This window comes from Corynebacterium sp. LK26 (genome assembly GCF_014335085.1).
Classification (GTDB): Bacteria; Actinomycetota; Actinomycetes; order Mycobacteriales; family Mycobacteriaceae; genus Corynebacterium; species Corynebacterium jeikeium_D.
This window is the reverse complement of sequence record NZ_PDHB01000011.1, coordinates 264,683-289,085: the sequence shown is the minus strand read 5'-3', so window position 1 is coordinate 289,085 and position 24,403 is coordinate 264,683. Positions and strand designations below refer to the sequence as shown.

The following is a 24,403-nucleotide window of genomic DNA, read 5'->3' as shown; positions in this document are numbered from 1 at the left end:
CTTCCTGACCTGGGGTTTTTGAGCCGGAAACGGGACTCGAACCCGTAACCTACTGATTACAAATCAGTTGCGCTACCAATTGCGCCATCCCGGCAACTTTAAAGCGACCCTTTTGGCGTTAGCCGTCGCTGGCTCGAAAGAATCAGAGTCAACCTAAGAATCGAACTCAGCTGTGCCGCTGACAGGCGATTGTACAGGTTGGCAAGCAGAAGTTAAAAACGACACCACAGGAAAACTGCAACCGCACTTCTTGAACACTTTTCCACACGCTAAAAGCCCCGCTCAGATAGGCAAATTCACCGCCTCAAAAACGAATTGAGATTCTCGGTCACTGACGGGGTAGTGTGACTATCGCTAAATCACTGGGGCTATGTTTCTGCAACGTCTCCGCATCGCGTCTTTGCAGCATCACTGCAATGCACCCCAGGCAGTATCGGGGAAAGGAAGTGTCGACATGTCATTCGCTAGTGACAGCAATTCCAACGCCGGAGAAAACTCCGCTACGAAGAATGATCTCTACGACGCTGAAGCCACTGTCTCTTACGACGACACTCCGCAGACCCAGTTTCCTGCAATCGAAGATCAGTCCACCTTCAAGCAGCGCGTGATTGATTTCGTTTCCGGCCCAACGGCAACTGTCGACCTAGTGCACTCGACTACTACCCCGCTGCCGCTGGCACCGATCGATTATTCCGACCCGAGTCAGGTCACGGCCGTACTCGATCTCGCTGCTCGCATCGGCGGGCTATTGCTGGCATGTGGCTCGGGCAACCGCGATACCGAGCTGCAAATTAAGGCCGTGACCTCAGCCTATGGCCTCACCCAAATCCAAGTCGATATCACGTTGACCTCCGTGACGGTCTACCACCTCATCGGCGCACGCCGTACCCCTATTACCGCGATGCGCGTTGTCACCGCGCCAGTGCCCGACTTCGAGCGCTTGCGTCACACCGACCGTGTCATCCGCCGAATTCGCGCGGGCCACCTGAGCTTGGAGGAGGCTATTGAGGCTATCGACAAGGTCGAGCGTGAGCCCGCAAAATACCGCCTCCGCGTCATCTACACTGGCTGGGCATTGCTGGCTTCATCTGTGACAGTGCTGCTCGGCTCGAGTTTCGAGGTCGCCCTTATCGCGGCTGCGGTCACACTGGCCATCGTCATCGTGATTGGTGAACTCGCTGCCCGCGAGTTGCCCACATTCTTTCAGAATGCAGTCGGCGGTCTCATTGCCACGCTCTCCGCTGCTGTGCTCAATGCGGCGCAGGCGTATCTCCCCTTTGAGATGCAGCCATCCAGGCTGATCGCCTCGGGAATTATCGTGATGCTCGCCGGCCTAACCCTCGTGCAAGCACTGCAAGACGGCATCACCGGCGCACCTGTGACTGGCTCCGCGCGCTTCTTCGACACCATGTTGTTGACCGGCGGAATCGTCGCTGGCATCGCAATGGGCATCGAGTTTTCCGGAATGCTGGGCATTCCGCTTCCCGACGTCATCGCGGGTTCTGACCTCAACCTGGCACAGGCGACAGTGAGGGTGATAGCGGGAACTACCGCCTCAATCGCATTTGCGTTGGCCTCGAATGCTGGGTTCACCGCGTTGTCAGTGTCCGGAACGGTCGCTCTGCTGGGGTCGATGACCTACTACTACGTGTTGACTCCACTGGGAGTTCATCCGGTGACCAGCGCAGGCGCGGCAGCAACGCTGATTGGTCTCATCGGTGGCCTGCTGGCACGACGTTGGTCCATCCCGCCGCTGATTACGGCAGTGGCAGGCGTAACCCCGCTGCTTCCGGGTATGACGATCTACCGCGGTATGCACGCACTGCTGCACGACCACCCGACCAAGGGGTTTACGGCGCTAGCCTCAGCGCTAGGCATTGCGACGGCACTAGCTGCGGGTATTGTCCTCGGTGAATGGATGGCGCGCAGGCTCCGTCGCCCTCGCGCACTGCGCGAAGACAGTGGCCTGACCCGTCCAATCCGGGCCGGTATGCGTCGCATCCGTCCTGTGAATCCGCGGAACAAGCCTCGCCGTCCACGCAACTACCGCTTCAAGGGCGGTATGAACCCGCGTGTGGACTAGCCATTCCGCGGGGCAGCCACTGCTCAATCCGCGGGACAGCCGCTGCGTGGACTAGCCGTATCCATGGGAGCATTATCCACACCGCGCGACCTATCAACAACGTGGTAGAATAAGGTTTTTGAATTGTAAGTAGCGCTTAAAGCTGAAACTGCGTCATCACAATCCCATTCCTTCTTCACTGAACTCGGTTGAGCTCAGTGCCGGGAGCATGTGGCGAGATGGCTGGCAGAAGTAGGTGTATGGGGCGCAATTAAGGCCATGCTTGCCAGGAGGATTCGTGCCACCGAAGGTCACAGACACTCGCACTGCTCAGAACGAGGCTCTTCACAAGGTCGAAGAAAAGACCGCTGCTGGCGCACGGCGAATTGTTGCTACCTTCGCCGAGGATTTCTACGATGCCGTCACTCTGATGTGCATGCTCGGAGTGGAGAAGGAAGGCCTGAGCTTCAAGAAGGTTCACGAGGAATACGAGAAGGAAAACGCTCCGAAGACCGCAAAGCGCACACGCAAGTCCACTAAGAAGACTGCGAAGAAGTCGACCAAGAAGGCCGCAAAGAAGACCACTCGTAAGACGGCGAAGAAGGCTGCCAAGAAGGCCGCTAAGAAGACGACGAAGAAGGCTGCTAAGAAGACCACCAAGAAGGCAGCTAACTAACGGGGTCACGCAGCATGGGTCGGAGCGGGAAAAAAGCGGTTGCCGCAGTAGCTGTCGTTGCGGCAGTGTCCATGACGGCTACCGCATGCCAGGCAAAGCCGGCAGCGGAGATCGTCGGCAAGCAATGGCAGATAACCGCGATCTTTGATGACCCAAACCTGCCCCACGGTGTGCCGGACGGAACTCAGGCGCCGACTATTACGTTGGGGCAGACAACATATACCTTCGCTGATTCCTGTGGCAACGGCTCTGGTTCGCTGCAGTGGAAGGGCGAGGCGGTCGAATTCGGTACCCCGGAGCAGACTCGCAGTTTGGACTGCTCAGACCAGGCGCAGACCTATTCGGAGCGTTTCCACAAGATTGTGGCGGGCGAATTCGTCTACACGCAGGACAACAATGGTCTGCGCATGCGAGAGATGAAAGACCCCAAGCCAGGCGAGGATCGCCGTGGCTGGACTGCGACAACTTCGGGTTACACCGAGGGGCGCTGACGCCACTTCTGATCGACAGGCGCATCGGTGCCGGGGTGAGAAACCCGTGCGTAAGAACCGCGGTGGTAAATGAGCGGATTGATTTCTTCACGCTTGCCGATAGCCACAATATCCGCCGTCACAATCCAGTGATCGCCGCCTTCGTAAACATCGACGACGGTGCAATCAATCCACACGGAGCAGCCGTGCAATAAAGGGTTGCCCAGCTCAGAGCGGGTCCACTTCCCCGTCTTGAACTTTTCGCCATTACTGCGGCCGAAGGCTGCCGAGATATCCTCCTGATCCTCGGCCAACACATTGACGGAGAAGCGTCCAGCGTTCCGTATATGCGGCCAGGACCGCGAGGTCTTCATGACAGTAAACAGAACCATCGGTGGAGTGAGACTCAGCGAGGAAAAAGACTGGCAGGCGAAACCGTACGCTTCGCCTTCATCCTCGGTGGCGATAATGGTCACGCCAGTGGTGAACTCACTCATCGCGCCACGGATAGACATTTCATCCAATTCGACGGGGCCGCCAAGTTCGACATGGTCGTCGCGGGTAGCTTCCGGACTATTGAGAGCCGCAGCTGATTGGTCGGTGCTCGAATTTGTTGAATCTGTCATGTAATAGACCTTAATCTGAATCCGAACACAGTAAAGACGAGGTGGGGTTTACCACCCCAAGAGCCCCCGATAGCGCCACGATGTTGTTACCCTCGTCGGCCCGCTACCCGGCTGACGGTGCCGACGGCGCTGCGGTTGTCGATCCAACGACAAACTCAGTCTCCAACAAGACGCGAGGAGCGCGACCGCTGTCCTCGCGTGCGGCCTCAAGCTCCTCGGCCAGCGCGCGGCCGACGGCAATGCCCTTCTGCCTATTCGGCTGAATTACAGTGGTCAGCTTGTGGAAGAGGGCGCGCTCGATTCCGTCAAAGCCTGTGATGGACAGGTCCTCCGGAACACGAATTCCGTTCTCCTTGGCATATTCCAAGACCGCAATTGCCTGAGTATCCGTGGTACAGACCACCGCCGTGAGATCCGGGTTGTCGGTCAGCAGCTGGCGAGCCGCATCGCGGTTATTCTCGCGGTCATTGAGGTGACGCTCGATGATAGGCACATCTGCCTGCTGAATACCGGCCTCGGCAAGCGCTTCCAGCGCACCTTCGACGCGGTTCTTCTGCACCTGGTGATGAGCTTCTGCCAGCCGCTTCTCCGTGACATATCCCGAGTTCGGGGTACGCGACAAGCGCACCGAAAGGATTCCCACCTTGCGATGTCCCAGTTCAGTCAGGTGCCGCACCGCGGGCTTGATGGCCTCACGGTCATCGATGCCCACAAACGGTAGAGCCGCCGCATCTGCAGGCTGGTCACACACGACCGTCGGCAAGCCACGGGCGCGCACGGCAGCGAGGAACGGATCGTTGTCCGCGACGGAGTAGACCACGAAACCGTCGACCACCGCTTGCCGAATCAGATTGAGATCTACGTCCCCACCCTCCTCGGAGGAAGCTGGAATGACCAACATGGAGTCGCCCATTTCGCCGAGCTCCTCTGCGAGGCCGGCGAGAAAATCCACCGACGCAGGGTCTTCAAAAGCGAACGGGAGGTGCTCGGTGAACAGCACGCCGATGGCGCCAACCCGGCGCATGCGCAGACCGCGAGCCATTGGGTCCGGCCCGGGATAGCCAAGCCGCTCCGCAGTTTCCAAGATGTGCTCCCGCAACTTCTCCGAGAGCTGGTCAGGGCGGTTGTAGGCATTGGATACGGTCGTGCGCGAGACCCCAAGTTCTGCAGCGATGGAAGCCAAGGTGCCACGACGACGCCGACTTTGCACGGAATACCGACCCTTCTTGAAAAACCAACAGCGACTGCCCGCTCAGATATCTTCGTCCAGCTACCTCAGGTAGAAAACCTCGATTTTATGGAAAAGAACTACAACGAGCATCACACGCATCTAATCGCGGACAACTTTACCCAACGAATGTGCGCGACTGTCATTTCGGCCACTCCGGCAGAGGCCCGCCTTGTGACTGGGTCTCCGCAGCCCCTACTATGTTCTTTGAACTAAAAGACAACTGTTTTCAATAGCGGTTAATGCTCAGGAGCTGAATAAAAGGAATAATTCAGCCCGCAACAGGATTGGATACAAAAATGAAGGCACGCTTTTCCACGCGCATCGCGGCGCTAGTCGCCAGCGCCGGCCTCGTCGCAGGTCTCGGCGCATGCTCCAGCAATGATGACAGCACCACGTCCGCGGGCAAGTCCGAAGACACCATCAAGGTGGTCACCTCCACCAAGGTCTGGGCGGACGTCGCCGACGCAGTCACCGACGACGAGAAGGTCGCCATCGACCCGATTATCGCGTCCAACGACATCGATCCTCACTCCTACGAACCGGCCGCAGCCGACATGGCAAAGGTAGAGGACGCCGATATTCTCGTCGCAGGTGGCGGGCATTACGACGCATGGCTGACCTCCTCTCTGCGTGACGCAAAGGATAAGGTCATCATCTCTGCGCTGCCGCAGGAAGAGGGCCACAACCACGATCACGATCACGAAGGCCATAACCATGATCACGAGGGCCACGATCACGACCACGATCACGAGGGCCATGACCACGACCATGGCGACCACGACGGCCACGAGCACCACCACCACGATGGCGAGGCCAACGAGCACGTCTGGTACAACACCGATGCGGTTGAAGAAACTGCAGAGCAGCTCGCCGAAGCTCTGACCAAGATGGGCGCCAAGGCCGACACCAAGGCTGTCGATAAGGAAATCAAGGACATCGAAGAGGCCAAGAGCAAGCTCAAGGCCGCTAAGGTTGCTCAGGTTCACCCGCTGGCCGATGACATCCTGAAGGACACGAAGGTTAAGGACATCACCCCGAAGGGCTACCGCCAGTCCACGCTGAATGAGTCCGAGCCGTCGGCAAGCGATGTCAATGAAATGCTCAAGCTGATCGAGTCCGGCGAGCTGGACTACCTCATCGACTCGCCACAGACCCACGACCAGGTCTCGCAGCGACTCGTCGAGGCAGCCAAGGCAAAGGGCGTTAAAATCGTCGATGTTTTTGAGTCGCCGAGCACTGGCCAGTCGTTCTTTGACCTCTACAAGCAAACCCTTTCCGATATGGAGTCCGCATAACTTTGCCCTCACTGACTTTTACTGACGCAGCCGTCGAACCGCTGTGGTCCGGTCTGAATTTGGATATCGAGCCCGGCGAGTTCTTGGCCATCCTGGGTCCGAACGGCGTCGGCAAATCCACGCTGCTGACCACCGCCCTTGGCATGCGGCGGCTGACTCACGGTTCAGTAAAAGTCGACGGGAATCTGGGATACATTCCGCAGCAGCGGATGTTCGAGCCCTCGCTGCCCATTCGGGTTCGCGACCTCGTCGAGCTGGCAGCTGGCAAGAACCGCTCCGCCACCGACGAGATGCTGGAGTTTGTCGGCGCAACGGGTATTGCGGACCGTCGTGTCGGCACGCTCTCTGGCGGTCAGCAACAGCTTGTGCGTCAGGCGCAGGCGCTCGTTTCGGCACCGGATTTTTTGCTTTGCGACGAGCCTCTGCTCTCCCTCGACCCTGCGGCACAACGGACCACGGTCGAGCGCCTGGACCGGCATCGCCGGGAAAATGACACGGCAGTCGTCTTTGTCACCCACGACATCAATCCCATCCTGGGTGTCTGTGACCGAGTGCTCTACCTCACGCCGCATGGACATGCGGTCGGATCGGTCGAGGAAATCATCACCTCAGAGACGCTCTCGGAGCTCTACCAAACCAAAATTGTGGTTGCCCGTGTCGAGGGAAAGTTGGTTATCGCCTAATGACCCTACTGGCTCAGTATTTCTCCGACACCGCCGCTCTACTCCAGGTCGGCTTCGTCCACAATGCCCTCATTGCAGCGGCACTGCTTGGGCTGATTTCCGGCATCATCTCGCCACTAATCGTCATGTGGCAGATGAGCTTCACTGTCCACGGCACCAGTGAGCTGGCACTCATGGGCGCATCCGCGGCTCTATTACTGGGTGTCAGTGTCAGCAGCGGCGCCATTATCGGCTCGGTGCTCATCGCAATAGTCCTGGCAGCACTGTCGCTTCGAGGGCGCCAAGATGCGGTTGTGGGCGTGGTTTTGAGCTTCGGCATGGGCTTATCGGTGCTGTTTATCCACCTCTACCCTGGCCGGACAAGTACCGCGTTTTCACTTCTCACCGGCCAGATCATTGGTCTGACTGACACTTCTCTATGGACGATGGCCATCGTCGCGGTCATCGTCGTCGGCGGCGTTGCCTGGAAATGGCGGCCGCTGCTATTCGCCTCCGCCGACCCCATCATGGCCGCCGCTAGTGGTGTCAATGTGAAGGCGCTATCGATCTACTTCGCGATTCTCACCGGTCTCGTGGCCGCCCAGGGCGTGCAAATCGTCGGCTCTCTGCTCGTCATCGCCCTGATTATCACCCCGGGTGCCGCAGCCGCATTCGTTACTGCCTCGCCGGTGAAGGCCATCATCCTCTCGACCATCTTCGCTGAGGTCGCGGCTGTCGGCGGCATCGTTCTCTCGCTCGCACCGGGTATCCCGGTCAGCGTTCTAGTGACGACAATCGCGTTTGTCATCTACCTCATCTGCTACGCCATCGGAACGGTGCAGTCGCGTAAGGCAACGCGTGACGACGTTCAGGCTGCCAAGTGGAGAAAATAGACACATACGCTTTTCGGAGTAGCTGTTAAAACAACAAAAATATCGGGCAGCTCCTCGAGTGACGATTGCGGAGAAGGTGCGTCCACCTTCCCTCTCGCCACCGAGGGGCTGCCCGTATTTTTACTGGATTCTCTAAAAGCAGACTCCAATACCCCCAGCTCTTTTTAAGACTGCGAGGCTGCCGAAATGGGGTGACCCGGCAGACAGAAAAACTAACGCTGAGGATGTCGTGGTCTGACATCTCAGTGACCCAAAAGCTAGCTGTACAAGCCACCGCTAGGTCCGTGAGCATCCCTAAATTACGGCCAATTACGCCCCCATTTCTAGGAGCATGATATGCCCGCCCTCCCCTTCAGGAAACTACGGATAATTTTCTGTTGGAAGTGATAATAACGCCGTCATTTCTGCAGCGCACGCCGGAAATAGAATTATCTTTAAAGCACTGAGCTACTGGGGGTAGCCATAAGTACCGGACGCCATTTAGAACGCAAAATACCCCACGTAAACGCCATTACTATAACGAATTGATAATGGCGCCTACGGGGGTATCAAATGCGCTACTGACTACTCTTAGCCCGGCGCTGGCGGGCAAACTCACTCAGGGTCACACCGGCAGCAACGGAAGCATTGAGAGACTCAACCCAGCCAGTCATCGGAATGGACATGATGGTGTCACAGGTATCGCGCACCAGGCGCGAAAGCCCCTTGCCCTCAGAGCCGACGACCACAACCACCGGGGTGGTGCCGTCGTAAGTGTCCAGAGTGTGGTCGCCACCAGCATCCAGCCCAACAACCTGGTAGCCAGCCTTCTGGAACTGCTTGAGCGAACGCACCATATTGGTCGCCCGCGCAACTGGCAGACGCGCAGCAGTACCAGCCGAAGTACGCCAGGCCACGCCCGTAATGGCGGCCGAGCGACGCTCCGGAATCACCACACCGTGACCGCCAAAGGCCGCCACCGAGCGAATGACCGCACCCAGGTTACGAGGGTCGGTGATGTTATCCAGGCAGACGATAAGACCCGGCTCCCCGGTCTTGGCCACCGAATCAATCAGATCTTCGACAGACGAGTACTTGTACGGCGGAATCTGCAGACCGATGCCCTGGTGCATGGTATTGCCAGTCATGGTGTCCAGCTCGTGGCGGGGCACCTCGCGAATTGGGATACCACGGGAGTTAGCAATACGCACTGACTCCTGCAGGCGCTCGTCATTGTCGGTGCCCAACGCCACAATCAGCGCTGCCGCTGGCACCTTCGCATGCAGGCACTCCACGACCGGGTTACGGCCAACTACCAGCTCGGAGCCATCCCCCTTGCGCTCATGACGCCCAGAGTCACGGCGGCGCTTCTCATTCGCCCGCTTATGAGCTGCGTGATAAACGCGGTCCTCTGCCTTCGGGGTCGGCCCCTTGCCACGCAAGCCGCGCTTCTGGCCACCGGAGCCGCCAACATTCTTCTTGCTTGCCTTGCGCACTGCGCCACGACGACCGTTGCCTGCCATAGCTACCTGCTTCCTGTTGTTAATAGTTTTCTTTAGCTTTAGTCAGCGACAGACCATGCCGGACCATCCGCGGTATCAGTTACCTCGATACCCGCTTCCTTCAGACGATCGCGCACAGCATCAGCCGTAGCCCAGTCCTTCTCTGCACGAGCCCGGGTGCGTTCCTCCAACTGGTGCTCAACCAGCACACCGAGCGCATGCATTGCTGCATCAGAACTGGAATCGGAGGTTGCCCACTGCTCATTCAGCGGATCGAACCCAAGGACTGCGGCCATAGCGCGGACAGCACCGGCAATCTCCTTGGCCTTGGTCTCGTCGCCGTCGGCAAGCGCCTGATTACCTCCACGAACAGCGTTGTGGATTTCCGCGAGCGCGCGTGGGACGGCGAGGTCATCGTCGAGCGCTGCTTCGAACGCCGGCGTCCACTCACCGTTTTCGATATCGCCGAGCTTATCGACGGCACGGTGCATAAACGCCTCGATACGACGGTAGCCCGCTGCCGCTTCCTGCAGAGCCTCCTCGGAGTACTCCAGCACGGAGCGGTAGTGCGCGCTGCCGAGGTAGTAACGCAGCTCAACCGGACGAACCATGGTCAGGATATGCGGCACGGACAACACGTTGCCGAGCGACTTCGACATCTTTTCGCCGGCCATTGTGACCCAGTGATTGTGCATCCAGTAGCGGGCAAAGCCGTCGCCAGCTGCGTGCGACTGCGCAATCTCGTTTTCATGATGCGGGAACTGCAGGTCGAGACCGCCACAGTGGATGTCGAACTCCGAACCCAAGTAGTAGGTGGCCATGGCGGAGCACTCCAGGTGCCAGCCCGGACGGCCATTGCCCCACGGCGTCGGCCACGAGGGCTCGCCCGGCTTGGCCGCCTTCCACAGCGCGAAATCGTGCGCACCGCGCTTGCCCGGAGTGTTGGTCTCGCCCTGCTCCATCTCGTCAACGCGGTTGCCGGACAGGCTACCGTAGTCGCTGCCTTCAGCCTTGGACCAGGCGTCCACGTCAAAATAGACGCTGCCATCGACAGCGTAGGCGAAGCCGTTATCCATCAGACGCTGCATATACTCCACCATCTGAGTGACATGTCCGGTGGCACGCGGCTCAACGCTCGGCGGAAGAACACCGAGCTGGTTGTAGGCCCAGGTAAATTCGCGCTCAAAGCGGGAGACCCACTCCCACCAAGGGCGGCCGTGCTCGGCGGCCTTATTCAAGATCTTGTCATCGATATCGGTGACGTTACGCACAAACGCGACGTCATACCCCTTGGCGATCAGCCAACGGCGCAAGATATCAAAGGCCACGCCAGAGCGAACATGGCCAATGTGCGGCTGAGCCTGCGGAGTCGCACCGCACAGGTAAATGGAGGCATGCCCCTCGCGGAGAGGCTCAAAATCCTTCAGTTGGCGGGTTGCGGTATCGAAGATTTGAAAAGTCACAGCCCCGAGCATAGCGGGGAAATAGATACGGGTGAAAAAGAGAAAACGGCTAGCGCACACGGACAATGTGTGTGCGCTAGCCGTTACCCGGAAAAGTGCAGAAAATCCCTACTGGAAGGAACCGGGGAAGGGAGACGACTTATGCGTCTGCGTCCAGGTCCACCGGCTTATCGTCGGCTTCATCCTTCTTCTCACCAGCGGCACCTTCCTGTGCCAGCGCGCGGTGACGCTCGATAGTGGCATCGACGCGGGCAAAAACTTCCTCGACCTTGGCCTCATCAACGCCGTCGGCAAGCGCGAGCTCACCGACGAGAACCTGGCGAGCCTTGCTCAACATACGCTTTTCGCCGGCGGACAGACCGCGGTCCTGATCGCGGCGCCACAGGTCACGAACTACCTCAGCGACCTTGTTAATGTCGCCCGAACCCAGGCGCTCCTGGTTGGCCTTGTAGCGACGAGACCAGTTGCCGGCCTCTTCCACGTCGGTCTCACGTAGCACGGAGAAGACCTTCAGCAGTCCCTCTTCACCGACAACATCGCGGACACCGACCAGCTCGGCATTCTTGGCGGGCACCTGGATATTCAGATCACTCTGCAGAATCTGCAGTACAAGGTACTGAACGGTCTCACCGTTAAGCTCTCGTTCAATGATGTTTTCGATTTTCGCAGCTCCGTGGTGCGGATAAACTACGGTATCGCCAATGCTGAATTCCATGTAATGCACACGCCCTTTCCAACGGCCTTCCACCCTATCATGTCCCCCCATGATTTTACGGGTAGTATGAGAACATCTTAGGAAGACACTAAGGTGTTCTTTAAATACTGAAAATCCTATCGCCCATCCTCAAGCTACTGGAGGAAATCTAGTCATGGCCTTCAAGTCCGTACTTCGCCGCAGCGCTCTCATCACCGTCTCCGCAGCATCTGCAGTTGCACTTGCTGCTTGTGGCGCCGGTCAGATTTCGCAGACCGCAAATCAGCACCCGGCTGTCGACGGTGCGATGAACGGCGGCGAAGATGCTGCCGGCAAGGGTGCTGAGAACACCAACTCGGCTCTTGGCTTCGTCAACATCCGCGACGCTCACATCCTGGTTGACCCGGAGGCTGGTACCGCTGGTCTGAAGTTCTCCGCCAGCAACCAGCAGCGCGCTACCGAGTCGGTCTACACGCTGAAGTCCGTCACCGTTGAAGGTATCGGCGAGGTTGAGCTGAAGAAGGTCGCTGAGACTCCTTCCTTCGCTAAGGCTGCCAAGGGCGAGAACTCCCTGCCGCGTGAGTGCCAGATTGTTGCCGGCCCGAAGTCCGTCATCGATCCGCTGGCTAAGACCGCTAAGGACAACACCGGCTGCATCGCGTACTACACCAATGAGCTGGACCCGAGCACCCTGGTTGGCGACAAGAGCAGCGCTGCCGGCCAGAACCGCGAGGCCACCTTCGAGTTCACTGACCCACAGGGCCAGACCAACACCTACGACCTGGACATCACCGTCTCCGCTGACATTCTGGAAGCTGGCGCACCGAACCGCGGTGCTGACGGCATGATTGAATCCAAGTAAGCGCAGCACGGCGCGGTTCCTGCGCTGTTCACGCGCAGCGCACTATTAGCGCTGGTACAGCGCAGTCCTGTCCCGCAAATAACGCGAGGAGCTTCATCGAGCGGGCATGGGCGATTGGTCGCTTGATACGGGCCACGGCGGTACAGTCAGTCCTTGACACATGTCATTGACTCTGCCCTGGCCCGTTCTCGCGTATCTGGGGCAATTTTTTTAGCGACATTTCCCGCACATCCCGCACCCAACGTTGTCGGGTCTGTCGTGTCCCCTCTCTTGAAGCAAAGGTGGTTGCACCGTGGCCAAGACCAAAGACGAAGCCTACGAATGCTCAGCATGCGGCTGGCAGGTGTCGAAATGGGTCGGCCAATGTCCCAACTGCAAAGAGTGGGGCACGCTAGAGAAGGTCACTATCCGCTCCAGCGGTGGGAAGTCCGCCTCCACGCTGGAGGACAAAATTGCCGCGCGGGCAGCCAAGCAACGTCGCCGTAGCGCTGCCGCGACGGAACCCGGCGCGCGGGGTGGTCGTCGTAAAGCATCTTCCACTTCCGTCGCGGCTGAAAGCCAGCGTCTAGCACAGCGCGCGCTTGACGACGAGGCGGAGGAACGTTTCCTCGCCGAGACCTCCGCAACAGATCGAATCCCCACTTCATCTTCCGAGTTGACCGCGATCACGGGGATTTCCGCCAAGGCTGCGCACGCGGTGCGCACGGGCATCGGCGAGCTGGATCGAGTGCTCGGTTCCGGTATTGTGCCGGGTTCGTTGGTGCTCTTGGCAGGCGAACCGGGGGTTGGTAAGTCGACGCTGCTACTTGAAGTGGCCTACCGCTGCGCGGACGGCGATTTGGGGCCGACGCTTTACGTCACCGGTGAGGAATCGGTCGGTCAGGTGCGGCTGCGTGCCGAGCGCACTGGCGCACTGTCGGACTCGCTGTACCTGTCGGCGGTGTCGAATATCGAGGACGTCATCGACCTGACGCTGGAGCTCTCCCCCGGTCTGCTCATTGTGGACTCTGTGCAGACGATGCGTGCCGACGTCGAAGGTGCTCGCGGTGGCGTTGCCCAGGCTCGCGCCGTAACCTCTGCTCTGGCGGCGTTGGCGAAGGAGACCGGGACTGCGATTTTCTTGGTAGGGCACGTGACCAAGGACGGCAATGTGGCCGGCCCGCGCACAATGGAGCACCTGGTTGATGTGGTGCTCAACTTCGAGGGCGATAGGCATTCGGGGCTACGCTTCTTGCGCGGCCTGAAAAACCGCTTCGGCAGCACTGATGAAGTGGGCTGCTTCGAGCAGACGGCGGGCGGCATTGCGGAAGTTGAGGATCCCTCGGGGCTGTTTTTGCATCACCGAACGCCGACCTCGGGAACTGCAATTACCGTGGCCATGGATGGCCGCAGACCGCTGCTGGCGGAGGTGCAGGGCCTGGTAATCAATACTGAGGCGCACAACCCGCGACGCAATGTCTCTGGCCTGGACCCTCGCCGCGTGCCGATGGTCGCGGCCGTGCTGACTGAACACGGTAACTTCAAGCAGTTAGCTCGCATGGAGATGTACGTATCCACTGTCGGCGGTATGACGCTGTCGGAGCCTGCCGCGGACCTGGCGATCGCGCTGGCACTGGCCTCATCCATGACCAAGCGGACCTTCCAGGATAAAACCATTGCACTCGGCGAACTGGGGTTGGCCGGCGAAGTGCGCAGAGTGACCGATTTGGAGTGGCGGCTTAAGGAAGCTCATCGAATGGGCTTCGACACGGCAATTGTGCCCAGAGGCGCAAAAGGCCCGGCGGGGATGCGGCTGCTGGAAGCAGGCACCGTTGCCGAGGCCATTGAGCTTGGGTTAGGGACTAAGCGCTAGCGCATGTTGAACGTGTAGGCGTCAGAGTTGTTGTCACCAATCACGCCGTAGAAGATGTACGACCCGGAGGGAGCTGGGACGCGGTCTTCTTCGGAGCACTTGTTCGGCGCCGAGGTCAGACGCGACCAGGTGGCGGCATAGTTGACTTCCTCGCCCGGTGCCAATACCAGTTCACCGTGGCCTTCGGAGTCATTGCAGTCCACATCCGACCAGACGCGCTCGTACGTTGCCAGGTCGTATACCTCGAAGCGCAACTGCTGCTCATCGAGGTTCACGCGGCATTCACCGCCGGTGGGATTGTGGACGGTAATTGCCAGAGTCGGCTGCTCATCGCCGTAGTTCGGCTGATCCGAGGTAGCTGTCACTTGCAGGTCTGCAAGGCTACAGTCCTTTTTGTTCGCAAGCGCCGCTTGAGCGTCATCCTTCGCGGAATCTTCGCCTTCCTTAGCGTCCGTCTTGGCATCCTTGTCAGACTTGTCCTTCGTCGAGTCCTTGTCAGACTTAGGCGCGTAAGGTTCCTTGGGCTGTTCCGGAGGGGTCACCTCTTTCCCGTCATCCCTGGTGACATTCACCGGTTCAGAATCCTCGCTGTCCCGGTTTACCAGTGCGGAAATACCCCAGCCCAGGAGAACGAGGATGATAACGAGCAACACCGCCGCGGCGATACGCCGACGCCGGTAGATTTCTGGAGGCAGCTTATTGGTCACACATTTAGGTTAGCGGGTTCTCGCTGACTCCATGGGTAACGACGGTCTCAGCGCGTCCGTCCTCCAAGCGGTACCGCATACCGACAACGCCTACCTCGCCGGTCACCAAGCGCGATGAAATCTCTGGCGAGCGATCAATAATGTGATTAACAATCTCGCGCACGTGGCGCCGCTCAAATTCGTCGATTTCCGTCTCGCCATCTTTGCGAGCCGCCAACAGCGACGGGGTGACTTTCTCAATCAGCACACGCTGGAAACCACCCGGCAGTTCGCCACCGTCCAGTGCATTCTTCGCCGCAGCCACAGCGCCGCAGGACTCGTGGCCGAGAACAATCACCAGCGGAACTCCCAGACCATCAACTGCGAACTCCAGCGAAGCCAGCACCGACAGGTCAGTAATCTCACCGGCAGTACGAATCACAAATACATCGCCCAGACCCTGATCGAAGATAATCTCCACCGGAGCACGGGAATCCGAGCAAGCCAGCACAACGGCCTTCGGCTTCTGCCCCTGCGTCAGCTGCTTACGACGAACCAAGTCCTGACGGGGATGCGCAGTCTTGCTCTCACAGAAGCGGAGGTTTCCGCGCACCATCGATTGCCATACACTCTCAGGAGTCCTCTCAGAATTGCTCATAGCTATATTGTGCAACGACTCCGCTGTTTATGGGAAAGCGAGAATGTAGATTGACCTCTGCAATTAACCAATCCGACGACTTCGACGAACACGTCGATGCCGCCTTACGTGATTGGTATCGCGCCAACATGCGGCCACTTCCCTGGCGCGAAGAAGGCACTTCACCATGGGCTGTGCTCGTCAGCGAAGTGATGAGTCAACAGACTCCCGTCGCCCGGGTAATCCCCTCGTGGCGCGCCTGGCTGGAAAAATGGCCCACCCCAGCCGATCTGGCAGTCGCCCCCAAAGATGAAGTCGTGCGTATGTGGGGAAAACTCGGCTATCCCCGACGTGCGCTCCGGCTGCGTGAATGCGCAGAAAAGATCGTCGAAAAGCACGACGGCGAAGTGCCGAGTGACGTGGACACGCTGTTAGCCCTTCCGGGGGTAGGAGACTACACCGCTCGGGCGGTAGCGGCGTTTGCTTTTGGCGCGCGCACGCCGGTGGTGGACATCAACGTGCGCCGCGTACTCCGGCGACACCGCCAGGGCACGTACCTTCCCGGCATCGCCAAACGCGCCGACATGGCGCTCGTCGAAGAGTTGCTACCACTCGACCCCACGACTGCGGCCGAGACTTCCGTCGCGCTCATGGAACTCGGCGCTACCGTCTGCCGAACGACACCCGAGTGCGAGGCCTGCCCCATCGCCACCAGTTGCGTCTGGATTGCCGCCGGTCGCCCCGAACCCGAAGACCACGAAATCGCCGCTGCTAAACGGCGTGTGCAGAAGTTCGAAGGCACCGACCGCCAAGTCCGGGGATTGCTTCTCGACGTGCTCCGCGCTGCCGACTCCCCCGTCGAACAGGCCGCTCTCGATGCGGTCTGGGATGATGCACACCAGCGTTCCCGCGCACTGTTTTCCCTGCTTGACGACGGACTAGCGGAGCAAACTCCCGATGGCCGCTTCCAGTTGCCCCGTTAAAGCCGAGGCAATGCTCCGGTAAAGACCAGATTCGGACAAGTGCGTTGCCTAGAATTAGGAACATGAACACCTCGCTCCATCGATCTCAGCGCCAACGCTGTCTCTTTGGGGCTAGTAAGCGCAGAATTGCACTGAGCATGGTGCTCGGAATTTCTCTGATTGGCACTAGCGCGGGTGGGATCAGCGGTTGCTCGGCGGTGGATGGACTAGGTTCCATCGACTTCGGCTCCTCAGATTCTGACTCTTCTGCGGTGAAGCGATTGCCTCCGGGGCAGGTAATTACGCAGACACCATTTCCGGTCAATGCGCCCGCACGCGCACAGCGGGTCGTGTTTTCCTCCACAGGTGCACGCGACCACCGCCAAACAGCAGTATCTGGTACCGTATTGCAGCCCTATGCCCGCTGGTCGGAGAAGTCCCCACGGCCTCTGGCGGTGATTGCGCCGGGGACTCTCGGGATGGCCGATAACTGTGCCAGTTCGGTTGCGCTGCGCTACGAAGCACCTCCGACGCCTCCGGCACCTCAGTTGCTGGCACAGGGATGGAATGTTGCCATCGTGGATTACCAGGGGCTCGGCACGCCCGGGGTACATCCGTATCTCAACCGTGAGGTTGCCGGGAATAACACGCTCGATATGGCGCGAGCGGCTATTGAAACTTTACAACTACCTGCAGATACTCCCATTGCGCTGTTCGGCTACTCACAGGGCGGAGGTGCCACCGCTGCAGCCGCCGAGCTAGCCGATGAGTACGCCTCGGAGTTGAACATCCGCGCTGTTTACGCCGGGGCTATTCCGGCCGATCTCACCGACACTGCGCTGCATATTCGCGGCTCGGCGTTGGCGGGGCTCGTCGGTTACTTCATGAACGGCTTGATTGCAGAGTACCCAGAGACAAAAGAACCAATCGAGCGCATGCTCAGCCCACTGGGGCAGGACTTCCTGAAGCTCACCGCCGATGAATGCATTGGCGCCACTGTCGAACGTTGGCCTCGCAATGACACCAAGGCATTTACTGCCAATGACTTGGGGATAGCGGAGAATCTGCGCTCGCCCGAGCTCTCCCCCGTCGTTCGACGCCACGTGGACGAGCAGGCTCTGGGCACAAAGACTCCCAGTATGCCCGTGTTCGTTACCCATAATGCATTGGATGATGTGTTACCCGTGACGTCGGCACGCGAGCTTGTGCAGAAGTGGCAAAAGGCCGGCGCCGACATCACCTACGTGGAGGTCGAGACTGACCTCGGTGATGGGACGCACGGCCTTGCCTACGTGCTCACTCACGAAGAGATGCTTGCCTGGGTGAATCAGAAAATGGGGTACTAGCGGCGACAACCGCCACTTTCCTCCATCTAGCAAGTACAGCTACTTTTTCTTCCAGCGACCACGGAAGGTTAGGCCCTTGCCCAGTCGGACGGTGTACCCGCCACGGCTGTTAATTGTCACTGGACCGATACGCTTAGAACCAGAGACTCCCGAACCCGAGTAGTTCAGCCACGTGTCCTTGTCCAGGTTCTGCTTCTTGCGAAATTGAATCCCCATTTAGTTCTCTCCCTCGGAGTTATCAGATTCGGCCTCTGCCTCGGCAGTGGCCTGATCGGCAGTACTTTTGATGTCGCCAGATACAAACGCTCAGGATACCGTCAGCGCTGCCGAGAACGCCCGTCATCTTCCTCAGAATCGGCCAAGGCACCGCTCATCGGCATCAACGTTACCGACCTTGCCTCATATTGGTGAAGGTAACTTCGCCTTGCAGATGTCGTTGAACTCGCCGTCCCTGCGCCATAGATGCCTCAATCCGTTATTTGTGACCGCCCCTAGTGAGCTCATGAAACCGGCCACCGCCACAGCGCGCCGAACAATGACGACAGCTAGTTAGTGCAAACCGCCCAGGGATGCGAATGGCTCCTCGGCCTGGATGTCGTGCAAGGGCACGCGCACCCAAGGCGAATCACTGTGTGCGAGCAGCTCGGTGAGCCGTTGCGATTGATCCTTCATCGCAGCGGTGACGTCGGGCTCACCATCACTCGCCCAGATCATTCGACCCCACCAGAAACTTGCGGCTACGTCAGCCCACGACACGAAGTAGCGCTGCAGCGCCGCCACGGCCTTGTCTGAAATCTGAAGGAACTCTTCTGGAGAGATCCACCCCAGCTCCGTTGCCGCGCCACCAACGCTGTGAACACGGATTATGTCCCATGCGCGAGTAGTGGCGGGCAGTGCCGGGGCCGCTGCTTTGGCAAAGCCCTCCGAGCGCAACATCCGTACAAGGTAACGGAACTTATGTTCTGCACCACGCGGATCCACGCCTTGGACAACAAAGAAGTCTTTCAGAAACTCGATTCGCTCCTCCATCTCTGCCTCGAGCTCGTTCTCAGAGATGTCCTTCACTGCATATGCGAGCGGTAAAAGCAGGTCATTTTCCACGTGCTGGCCACCTTCGAGCAGAGCATCAATAACCTGATACGCTTCCTGTGCACCAGTGACCCCCCAGTTTTGCTCGAGAGATGTTTTGTAGTACTTGGCCGCCCTTGCGTTGATGGCCTCAACCCCTAGCGGGGTCGCAAACGCCTTATTGCTCTTGTACACCATTCCCCAAGAGTGGCGGCGCACCTCATCTTTGCTCGGCGCCGGTTCCGGCCATGGGAACTTTGTAAGGCGGTAGATCCAAGTATCATCAAACTTTGCTGGCGTGAACGTTGAGCTCATACCCACAGAACGTACCGAGGTTTCGGGGTTGAGTCAGCGTTACTTCACACACCACCCCACACCTGGGGTGAGTTATGCCATAGCACTGAACGGCAGGCGCGGTTTTTATTGTGTTGCTAGTCTCGTGTGCATGACAGGACCCCAAATTGCATTGACCGACCGGCCAGATCTCGGTGCCGCACTTGAACGTACCGGTAATTCCGGGATTGTGCGCACTGCCGCCGTCGCTGTTGTAGAAGGTCTTGGTGTCGACGAGATTGTGCTCGAGGCCGCCGCCACGAAAGCAAGTGGGGTGGATGGTGCCGCGTTTGTCACCAACCGCAGGATCCTCGTGACCGCCGATAAGAAGGATCCATCCCATTTTGAGTTCCTTGAACTTGACAACCTGGGCAACGTCACAGTTCTGCCTTACAAGGGCGGCTGGGCCGTCGTGGCCCAGCTCTACAACACATATAAAGTGTGGAGCGGTTTCACAGAAAAGGCTGCGAAACGTGTGCAATTTGCCGCCCAGTGGGCTCTGACCGCAGGCCGAGAGGCACGAACTGAGGCCTCGCGTGCAGTGTCGTCAACTGAGCTGTTTGAGCGATGGAAAGAAAACAAGCACCGTCTCAATCGCAATAGCTTGGAAGAGTTTGCAGAGTCGATGCGCTCCCTGTACTCCGACATTGATTCACGGTGGTGGACTGAAAAATGATTCGACTTGCATACCCGGGTTCGCCCGACCGCTTAAATGGGCCAGAAGACACATCACACATCGAGCAAAACCTGGCTATTGCGCAAAATGGCTATCGCCATTACATCAAGCATGGCTCGTTACTAGAAACTGGAGCGTCTCCAGCAAATACGACGGCCGCCTCAAGGTCGAACGCCAGCGCGGGCACGACAGGTGCCCAGACCAGCGGCGCATCGAAAGGTCTCAGTGTAAAGAAGCAGCTATTACTCCTTCCCTTAGTGATAGCGGGCATCGTGGTGCTAGCGATTGCCTACGTTGCAGCTAAAGACGCGCTCTTTAGTGACAAGTCAGACGAGTCCGCTGCTCCCGCACAGTCCGCCGCTGAAGCACCTGCCGATCCCGGCGCTTCCAACGGTGGCGCCACCGGTGCCACTGGTGGGGATACCGCTGGCGGCCTCACCCCTGCCGACCACGCACCCGAACCGATTGCTAGTTTCGTGCGGGCCTGCACAGACTATGAAGTGGTGTTTAGCTACTATGGTGCGGATAGCGCCCCTGCCCCACAGGCAATGGGTACCAACTGTTCCGTGGATACTACGAAGGCACCCGACGTTGGTTACGTAGTCTTCACCGATGACCCTGCCGCCACCGCCGCCGTTCGTGACGGCAAGCCCGTCTTGGATGCCGTTGAGATTCCGGCAGAATCAACGCGCGGTTCCACATTCAAGGCGCAGAGAGTGGAGTCCCTCATCACAGTTGCGGAAATCCTCCCAGAGGACCAGGGAATCGTTGAGTACATGATCAAAAATGATGACCCCGAAGTGGCAAAGAAAGCATTGGTCGACCTCGGCGTGGCCAAGTAAAACTACAACTATCCGCGCTTTTAGGAAAGACCGCATATAGACACACTGCCGCCCCAGTTCCTCCCATAATGGAGTCGGAACTGGGGCGGCAGTGTTCGTTGGTACTGCTAGCGGCTAAACCTCTTAGAGCGACTGGCCAGCACCCGCACCAGCCGGTGGCGGGTTGTGGCCGTCGTCATCGGAGTCGACCTCTGCCTCGGCAGCGGCTTGGTCAGCAGCACCTTCGATGTCGTCGGCTTCAACGCTCAGGGTGCCGTCAGCATTTCCGAGAACGCCCTTGTCTTCCTCGGAGTCAGCCAGAGCGCCGCCGTCGGCATCAACGTTACCGGCCTTGCCCTTGTTGGTGAAGGTGAACTTCGCCTTGTCGACGTCCTTGGACTCGCCATCCCAGCCTTCGACATCGATGAAGACGGTCTCGCCGAGACCAACCTCACCGTAGAGAATCTTCTCGGAGAGCTGATCCTCAATCTCGCGCTGGATCGTGCGACGCAGCGGACGGGCACCGAGCACTGGATCAAAGCCACGCTTGGCCAGCAGGTTCTTGGCGCGGTCGGAAATCTCCATGGTGATGCGCTTCTCGTCGAGCTGGTCGCTGACGCGGGCCAGCATGAGGTCGACCATCTGGACAATCTCAGCCTGGCTCAGCTGCTTGAAGACCACAATCTCGTCGATACGGTTCAGGAACTCCGGACGGAAGTGCTTCTTCAGCTCGTCGTGGACCTTGTCCTTCATCCGCTCGTACTTGCCATCTTCATCGGCCTCGCCGACACCCGAGAAGCCCATACCAACAGCCTTGGAAATGTCGCTGGTACCCAGGTTCGAGGTGAAGATCAGAACCGTGTTCTTGAAGTCCACCACTCGACCCTGCGAGTCAGTCAGACGACCGTCTTCCAGGACCTGCAGCAAGGTGTTGTAAATCTCCTTGTGGGCCTTCTCAATCTCGTCGAAAAGCACGACGGAGAACGGCTTGCGGCGCACCTTCTCGGTGAGCTGGCCGCCCTCTTCGTAGCCGACGTATCCGGGAGGAGCACCGAAGAGACGAGAAGCAGTGAAGCGGTCGTGGAACTCACCCATATCAATCTGAATGAGTGCGTCTTCCTCACCAAAGAGGAACTCGGCCAGAGCCTTCGACAGCTCGGTCTTACCAACACCGGACGGACCAGCGAAGATGAACGAACCGGACGGACGCTTCGGGTCCTTCAGGCCAGCACGGGTACGACGAATAGCGCGGGAGACAGCACTGACAGCCTCTTCCTGACCGATGATGCGCTTGTGCAGCTCATCCTCCATGCGCAGCAGACGCGAGGACTCTTCCTCGGTGAGCTTGAACACCGGAATGCCAGTCCAGGAAGCCAGGACCTCCGCAATCTGTTCCTCGCCAATCTCAGCGATGGTGTCGGACTCGCCCGCACGCCACTTCTTCTCGCGCTCGCGGCGCTCTTCGCCCAGCTTGCGCTCCTTGTCGCGCAGACCAGCTGCCTTCTCGAAGTCCTGCTCGTCGATGGCGGCTTCCTTCTGGCGGCGCACATCGGCAATCTTGGAGTCGATCTCCTGCAGGTCAGCCGGGGCAGTCATGCGCTTGATGCGCATACGAGCACCGGCCTCGTCAATAAGGTCAACAGCCTTATCCGGCAGGAAGCGGTCGTTGATGTAACGATCCGAGAGGGTAGCTGCCGCAACCAGCGCCTTGTCCGAGATGGATACGCGGTGGTGAGCCTCGTACTTATCGCGAACACCACGCAGAATCTCGATAGTGAGATCCACGCTCGGCTCCGGCACGTTCACCGGCTGGAAACGACGCTCGAGAGCGGCGTCCTTCTCGATGTGCTTACGGTACTCATCCAAAGTGGTAGCACCGATGGTCTGCAGCTCACCGCGAGCCAGCTTCGGCTTCAGAATCGAGGCCGCGTCAATTGCGCCCTCTGCAGCACCGGCACCGACCAGCGTGTGAATCTCGTCAATAAACAGAATGATGTCACCGCGCTGGTTAATCTCCTTGAGCACCTTCTTCAGACGCTCCTCGAAGTCACCGCGGTAACGGGAACCCGCAACCAGGGAACCCAGGTCGAGGGAGTAAAGCTGCTTATCCTTCAGTGTCTCCGGCACACGGCCGTTGACGATGTCCAGCGCGAGGCCTTCCACAACGGCGGTCTTACCAACGCCCGGCTCACCAATCAGCACAGGATTGTTCTTGGTACGGCGAGAAAGAACCTGCATAATGCGCTCGATTTCCTTCTCACGGCCAATGACCGGATCCAGCTTGCCCTCACGTGCAGCCACGGTCAGGTTACGACCGAACTGATCGAGCACCAGCGAACCGGACTGGTGGTTACCCTCCTGCACACGAGCGCCGGAAGTAGCACCGACTGGACGCTGCTCCGGAGAACCATCGGACTCATCGCCCTGGAAACCGCTGAGCAGCTGAATAACCTGCTGACGTACGCGCGGCAGGTCAGCGCCGAGCTTAACCAGTACCTGAGCGGCAACACCTTCGCCCTCACGAATCAGTCCAAGCAGCAGGTGCTCAGTACCGATGTACTTGTGCCCCAGCTGCAGAGCCTCGCGCAGAGAGTACTCCAGCACCTTCTTTGCACGCGGAGTAAACGGCACGTGACCGCTCGGCGGCTGGGAGCCACGACCAATAATGTCGACTACCTCAGAGCGCACAGCATCCAGGGAAATGCCCATGGACTCGAGCGCCTTGGCAGCCACACCGTCGCCTTCACTAATCAGGCCGAGCAGGATGTGCTCCGTGCCGATGTAATTGTGATTGAGCTCGCGTGCCTCATCCTGTGCCAGGACGACAACGCGACGTGCTCGGTCCGTAAACCTCTCGAACATCACTGCCCTTTCAAGTGTCTATTTTTGCCGTAATTCAATAAAGGTTGTTTCACCTAGCTTAAACGCGACGCGTCGCAGATTAATCCCTATAGCCGTACGCCAATAGCGAACAGTCTGGTCAAGAGAGGTACAACGGCAGTTTCATCCTGGAACGGACACCTAGTTGTTCACGCGGTCGTCGTGGCCGTCATCCCGGTCGTCGTCATCATCGTCGTGGTCATCATCATGATCGTCGTCATCGCGATCATTGCGATTGTCGTCCACACTCTCGGTCGAAGTCACCGTAGTGGTCTCGTCAGGTGCCGGATCGACGTCATCGCTATCGCCACATGCTGCAAGACCGAAAGCCGCACCGGTTGCGGCTGCTCCGACCACGGCAACTCGGGCTGCCGAAATGCGTAGGAAAGTTTGACTCTTGAGAGTGGACTTCATGGGTTCCCCTAGGACATATCGAATGGCTTCACCCTCCGCTACGGCGACGAGGGCGAAGTTGAATTGGAACATCTCTCAAGAACTTTTTCTAGAGAAATTACCTCAAAACGGAGCCTCTATGTGCGGCGACAACATCTCTCGAGATAAAAAAGCCCCGCTCCTTTGAACGTATTCCCTGTTCACCTCGCATATCTTCACAATCATTCGTTTCTGATAAAAAAATTTTGCAAAAAGCTACACAAAAGTGACCTAGGACACTTATTCTTACTGTAAAAGAAACTAAATCGGCGGTCCTACCGATGCGGTTTCGCCT

23 protein-coding genes and 1 tRNA gene are annotated in these 24,403 nt (G+C 58.6%); 12 read left to right on the top strand and 12 right to left on the bottom strand.

Annotated elements, in window-relative coordinates:
- Positions 1 to 21: 21 nt before the first annotated feature.
- A tRNA-Thr gene (locus tag CRD13_RS07865) sits at positions 22 to 94 on the bottom strand.
- Between the two features lie 360 nt (positions 95 to 454).
- On the opposite strand from CRD13_RS07865, the gene CRD13_RS07860 reads away from it, so the two are divergent.
- The 3 genes from CRD13_RS07860 (at position 455) to CRD13_RS07850 (ending at position 3,229) form a co-directional block, all read left to right on the top strand.
- Positions 455 to 2,083, top strand: a complete 1,629-nt coding sequence (locus tag CRD13_RS07860) for a threonine/serine exporter ThrE family protein (RefSeq protein ID WP_070858987.1) — start codon at positions 455 to 457, stop codon at positions 2,081 to 2,083.
- 277 nt (positions 2,084 to 2,360) lie between these two features.
- A complete protein-coding gene (locus CRD13_RS07855) occupies positions 2,361 to 2,738 on the top strand; it encodes a hypothetical protein (protein WP_016421440.1) in 378 nt (125 codons plus the stop codon).
- A 14-nt stretch (positions 2,739 to 2,752) separates the two neighbouring features.
- Positions 2,753 to 3,229: an META domain-containing protein gene (locus CRD13_RS07850; RefSeq protein WP_016421441.1), complete on the top strand. Its 477-nt coding sequence runs from the start codon at positions 2,753 to 2,755 to the stop codon at positions 3,227 to 3,229.
- Here the strand turns inward: CRD13_RS07850 and CRD13_RS07845 are convergent.
- Together CRD13_RS07845 and CRD13_RS07840 are read right to left on the bottom strand one after the other, a co-directional pair.
- Positions 3,211 to 3,834: a flavin reductase family protein gene (locus CRD13_RS07845; protein WP_049189568.1), complete on the bottom strand. Its 624-nt coding sequence runs from the start codon at positions 3,832 to 3,834 to the stop codon at positions 3,211 to 3,213. The genes CRD13_RS07850 and CRD13_RS07845 overlap by 19 nt on opposite strands.
- A gap of 103 nt (positions 3,835 to 3,937) precedes the next feature.
- Entirely contained in the window at positions 3,938 to 5,044 is a 1,107-nt protein-coding gene (locus CRD13_RS07840) for a LacI family DNA-binding transcriptional regulator (RefSeq protein ID WP_049189569.1), read from the bottom strand.
- A 317-nt stretch (positions 5,045 to 5,361) separates the two neighbouring features.
- Between CRD13_RS07840 and CRD13_RS07835 the strand changes: the two genes are divergently transcribed.
- The 3 genes from CRD13_RS07835 to CRD13_RS07825 are packed head-to-tail and all read left to right on the top strand — an operon-like array spanning position 5,362 to position 7,915.
- On the top strand, positions 5,362 to 6,360 hold the full coding sequence (locus CRD13_RS07835) for a metal ABC transporter solute-binding protein, Zn/Mn family (protein WP_070546658.1): 999 nt from the start codon (positions 5,362 to 5,364) through the stop codon (positions 6,358 to 6,360).
- A 2-nt stretch (positions 6,361 to 6,362) separates the two neighbouring features.
- Positions 6,363 to 7,043 carry a metal ABC transporter ATP-binding protein gene (locus CRD13_RS07830; RefSeq protein ID WP_070856079.1) on the top strand — a complete coding sequence of 227 codons (681 nt, stop codon included), beginning with the start codon at positions 6,363 to 6,365 and terminating at the stop codon, positions 7,041 to 7,043.
- On the top strand, positions 7,043 to 7,915 hold the full coding sequence (locus CRD13_RS07825) for a metal ABC transporter permease (RefSeq protein WP_187401498.1): 873 nt from the start codon (positions 7,043 to 7,045) through the stop codon (positions 7,913 to 7,915). The genes CRD13_RS07830 and CRD13_RS07825 overlap by 1 nt, the downstream gene beginning before the upstream one ends.
- Before the next feature lie 557 nt (positions 7,916 to 8,472).
- On the opposite strand, the gene rlmB is transcribed toward CRD13_RS07825, so the two are convergent.
- The 3 genes from rlmB to CRD13_RS07810 form a co-directional block, all read right to left on the bottom strand.
- Complete coding sequence (gene rlmB / locus CRD13_RS07820; RefSeq protein ID WP_069358976.1) at positions 8,473 to 9,417, bottom strand: 23S rRNA (guanosine(2251)-2'-O)-methyltransferase RlmB; 945 nt, start codon at positions 9,415 to 9,417, stop codon at positions 8,473 to 8,475.
- A 38-nt stretch (positions 9,418 to 9,455) separates the two neighbouring features.
- On the bottom strand, positions 9,456 to 10,859 hold the full coding sequence (cysS, locus tag CRD13_RS07815; RefSeq protein ID WP_187401497.1) for a cysteine--tRNA ligase: 1,404 nt from the start codon (positions 10,857 to 10,859) through the stop codon (positions 9,456 to 9,458).
- A gap of 139 nt (positions 10,860 to 10,998) precedes the next feature.
- The gene (locus tag CRD13_RS07810; protein WP_005510159.1) at positions 10,999 to 11,574 is read right to left on the bottom strand and encodes a CarD family transcriptional regulator; all 576 of its coding nucleotides are present in this window, start codon (positions 11,572 to 11,574) and stop codon (positions 10,999 to 11,001) included.
- Between the two features lie 154 nt (positions 11,575 to 11,728).
- On the opposite strand from CRD13_RS07810, the gene CRD13_RS07805 reads away from it, so the two are divergent.
- Positions 11,729 to 12,415 carry a hypothetical protein gene (locus CRD13_RS07805; protein WP_070851866.1) on the top strand — a complete coding sequence of 229 codons (687 nt, stop codon included), beginning with the start codon at positions 11,729 to 11,731 and terminating at the stop codon, positions 12,413 to 12,415.
- A gap of 292 nt (positions 12,416 to 12,707) precedes the next feature.
- Positions 12,708 to 14,267, top strand: a complete 1,560-nt coding sequence (gene radA, locus CRD13_RS07800; protein ID WP_016421451.1) for a DNA repair protein RadA — start codon at positions 12,708 to 12,710, stop codon at positions 14,265 to 14,267.
- Here radA and CRD13_RS07795 read toward each other — a convergent pair.
- A complete protein-coding gene (locus CRD13_RS07795) occupies positions 14,264 to 14,974 on the bottom strand; it encodes a hypothetical protein (RefSeq protein WP_016421452.1) in 711 nt (236 codons plus the stop codon). The genes radA and CRD13_RS07795 overlap by 4 nt on opposite strands.
- A gap of 4 nt (positions 14,975 to 14,978) precedes the next feature.
- Positions 14,979 to 15,611 (bottom strand): carbonic anhydrase, encoded by a 633-nt coding sequence (locus tag CRD13_RS07790; RefSeq protein WP_042388218.1) that lies wholly within the window; start codon positions 15,609 to 15,611, stop codon positions 14,979 to 14,981.
- A gap of 29 nt (positions 15,612 to 15,640) precedes the next feature.
- Here CRD13_RS07790 and CRD13_RS07785 point away from each other — a divergent pair, with 29 nt between their 5' ends.
- Positions 15,641 to 16,573 (top strand): A/G-specific adenine glycosylase, encoded by a 933-nt coding sequence (locus tag CRD13_RS07785; protein WP_048731806.1) that lies wholly within the window; start codon positions 15,641 to 15,643, stop codon positions 16,571 to 16,573.
- Between the two features lie 62 nt (positions 16,574 to 16,635).
- Entirely contained in the window at positions 16,636 to 17,898 is a 1,263-nt protein-coding gene (locus CRD13_RS07780) for a lipase family protein (protein ID WP_241482036.1), read from the top strand.
- A 39-nt stretch (positions 17,899 to 17,937) separates the two neighbouring features.
- Here the strand turns inward: CRD13_RS07780 and CRD13_RS07775 are convergent, their stop codons facing one another.
- Positions 17,938 to 18,114 (bottom strand): hypothetical protein, encoded by a 177-nt coding sequence (locus tag CRD13_RS07775; protein ID WP_005510144.1) that lies wholly within the window; start codon positions 18,112 to 18,114, stop codon positions 17,938 to 17,940.
- Between the two features lie 333 nt (positions 18,115 to 18,447).
- The gene (locus tag CRD13_RS07770) at positions 18,448 to 19,281 is read right to left on the bottom strand and encodes a DUF1266 domain-containing protein (protein ID WP_016421456.1); all 834 of its coding nucleotides are present in this window, start codon (positions 19,279 to 19,281) and stop codon (positions 18,448 to 18,450) included.
- 130 nt (positions 19,282 to 19,411) lie between these two features.
- Here CRD13_RS07770 and CRD13_RS07765 point away from each other — a divergent pair, with 130 nt between their 5' ends.
- Both CRD13_RS07765 and CRD13_RS07760 read left to right on the top strand, forming a co-directional pair.
- The gene (locus tag CRD13_RS07765) at positions 19,412 to 19,975 is read left to right on the top strand and encodes a hypothetical protein (protein WP_042388222.1); all 564 of its coding nucleotides are present in this window, start codon (positions 19,412 to 19,414) and stop codon (positions 19,973 to 19,975) included.
- A 257-nt stretch (positions 19,976 to 20,232) separates the two neighbouring features.
- On the top strand, positions 20,233 to 20,817 hold the full coding sequence (locus CRD13_RS07760) for a hypothetical protein (protein ID WP_231367153.1): 585 nt from the start codon (positions 20,233 to 20,235) through the stop codon (positions 20,815 to 20,817).
- A gap of 123 nt (positions 20,818 to 20,940) precedes the next feature.
- On the opposite strand, the gene CRD13_RS07755 is transcribed toward CRD13_RS07760, so the two are convergent.
- A complete protein-coding gene (locus tag CRD13_RS07755) occupies positions 20,941 to 23,658 on the bottom strand; it encodes an ATP-dependent Clp protease ATP-binding subunit (protein WP_070439699.1) in 2,718 nt (905 codons plus the stop codon).
- Positions 23,659 to 23,817: 159 nt separating this feature from the next.
- Complete coding sequence (locus CRD13_RS07750) at positions 23,818 to 24,090, bottom strand: hypothetical protein (protein ID WP_187401496.1); 273 nt, start codon at positions 24,088 to 24,090, stop codon at positions 23,818 to 23,820.
- Between the last annotated feature and the right edge of the window lie 313 nt (positions 24,091 to 24,403).

What these genes read in the sequence shown, in the direction of transcription:
- CRD13_RS07850 (WP_016421441.1), top strand. Translation starts at nt 2,753, where the DNA reads ATGGGTCGGAGCGGGAAAAAAGCGGTTGCCGCAGTAGCTGTCGTTGCG.
- CRD13_RS07785 (WP_048731806.1), top strand. Translation starts at nt 15,641, where the DNA reads ATGGGAAAGCGAGAATGTAGATTGACCTCTGCAATTAACCAATCCGAC.
- CRD13_RS07810 (WP_005510159.1), bottom strand. Translation starts at nt 11,574, where the DNA reads ATGGAATTCAGCATTGGCGATACCGTAGTTTATCCGCACCACGGAGCT.
- CRD13_RS07750 (WP_187401496.1), bottom strand. Translation starts at nt 24,090, where the DNA reads ATGAAGTCCACTCTCAAGAGTCAAACTTTCCTACGCATTTCGGCAGCC.
- CRD13_RS07775 (WP_005510144.1), bottom strand. Translation starts at nt 18,114, where the DNA reads ATGGGGATTCAATTTCGCAAGAAGCAGAACCTGGACAAGGACACGTGG.
- CRD13_RS07780 (WP_241482036.1), top strand. Translation starts at nt 16,636, where the DNA reads ATGAACACCTCGCTCCATCGATCTCAGCGCCAACGCTGTCTCTTTGGG.
- CRD13_RS07805 (WP_070851866.1), top strand. Translation starts at nt 11,729, where the DNA reads ATGGCCTTCAAGTCCGTACTTCGCCGCAGCGCTCTCATCACCGTCTCC.
- CRD13_RS07790 (WP_042388218.1), bottom strand. Translation starts at nt 15,611, where the DNA reads ATGAGCAATTCTGAGAGGACTCCTGAGAGTGTATGGCAATCGATGGTG.
- CRD13_RS07825 (WP_187401498.1), top strand. Translation starts at nt 7,043, where the DNA reads ATGACCCTACTGGCTCAGTATTTCTCCGACACCGCCGCTCTACTCCAG.
- CRD13_RS07770 (WP_016421456.1), bottom strand. Translation starts at nt 19,281, where the DNA reads ATGAGCTCAACGTTCACGCCAGCAAAGTTTGATGATACTTGGATCTAC.
- CRD13_RS07860 (WP_070858987.1), top strand. Translation starts at nt 455, where the DNA reads ATGTCATTCGCTAGTGACAGCAATTCCAACGCCGGAGAAAACTCCGCT.
- rlmB (WP_069358976.1), bottom strand. Translation starts at nt 9,417, where the DNA reads ATGGCAGGCAACGGTCGTCGTGGCGCAGTGCGCAAGGCAAGCAAGAAG.
- CRD13_RS07755 (WP_070439699.1), bottom strand. Translation starts at nt 23,658, where the DNA reads ATGTTCGAGAGGTTTACGGACCGAGCACGTCGCGTTGTCGTCCTGGCA.
- CRD13_RS07845 (WP_049189568.1), bottom strand. Translation starts at nt 3,834, where the DNA reads ATGACAGATTCAACAAATTCGAGCACCGACCAATCAGCTGCGGCTCTC.
- CRD13_RS07765 (WP_042388222.1), top strand. Translation starts at nt 19,412, where the DNA reads ATGACAGGACCCCAAATTGCATTGACCGACCGGCCAGATCTCGGTGCC.
- CRD13_RS07835 (WP_070546658.1), top strand. Translation starts at nt 5,362, where the DNA reads ATGAAGGCACGCTTTTCCACGCGCATCGCGGCGCTAGTCGCCAGCGCC.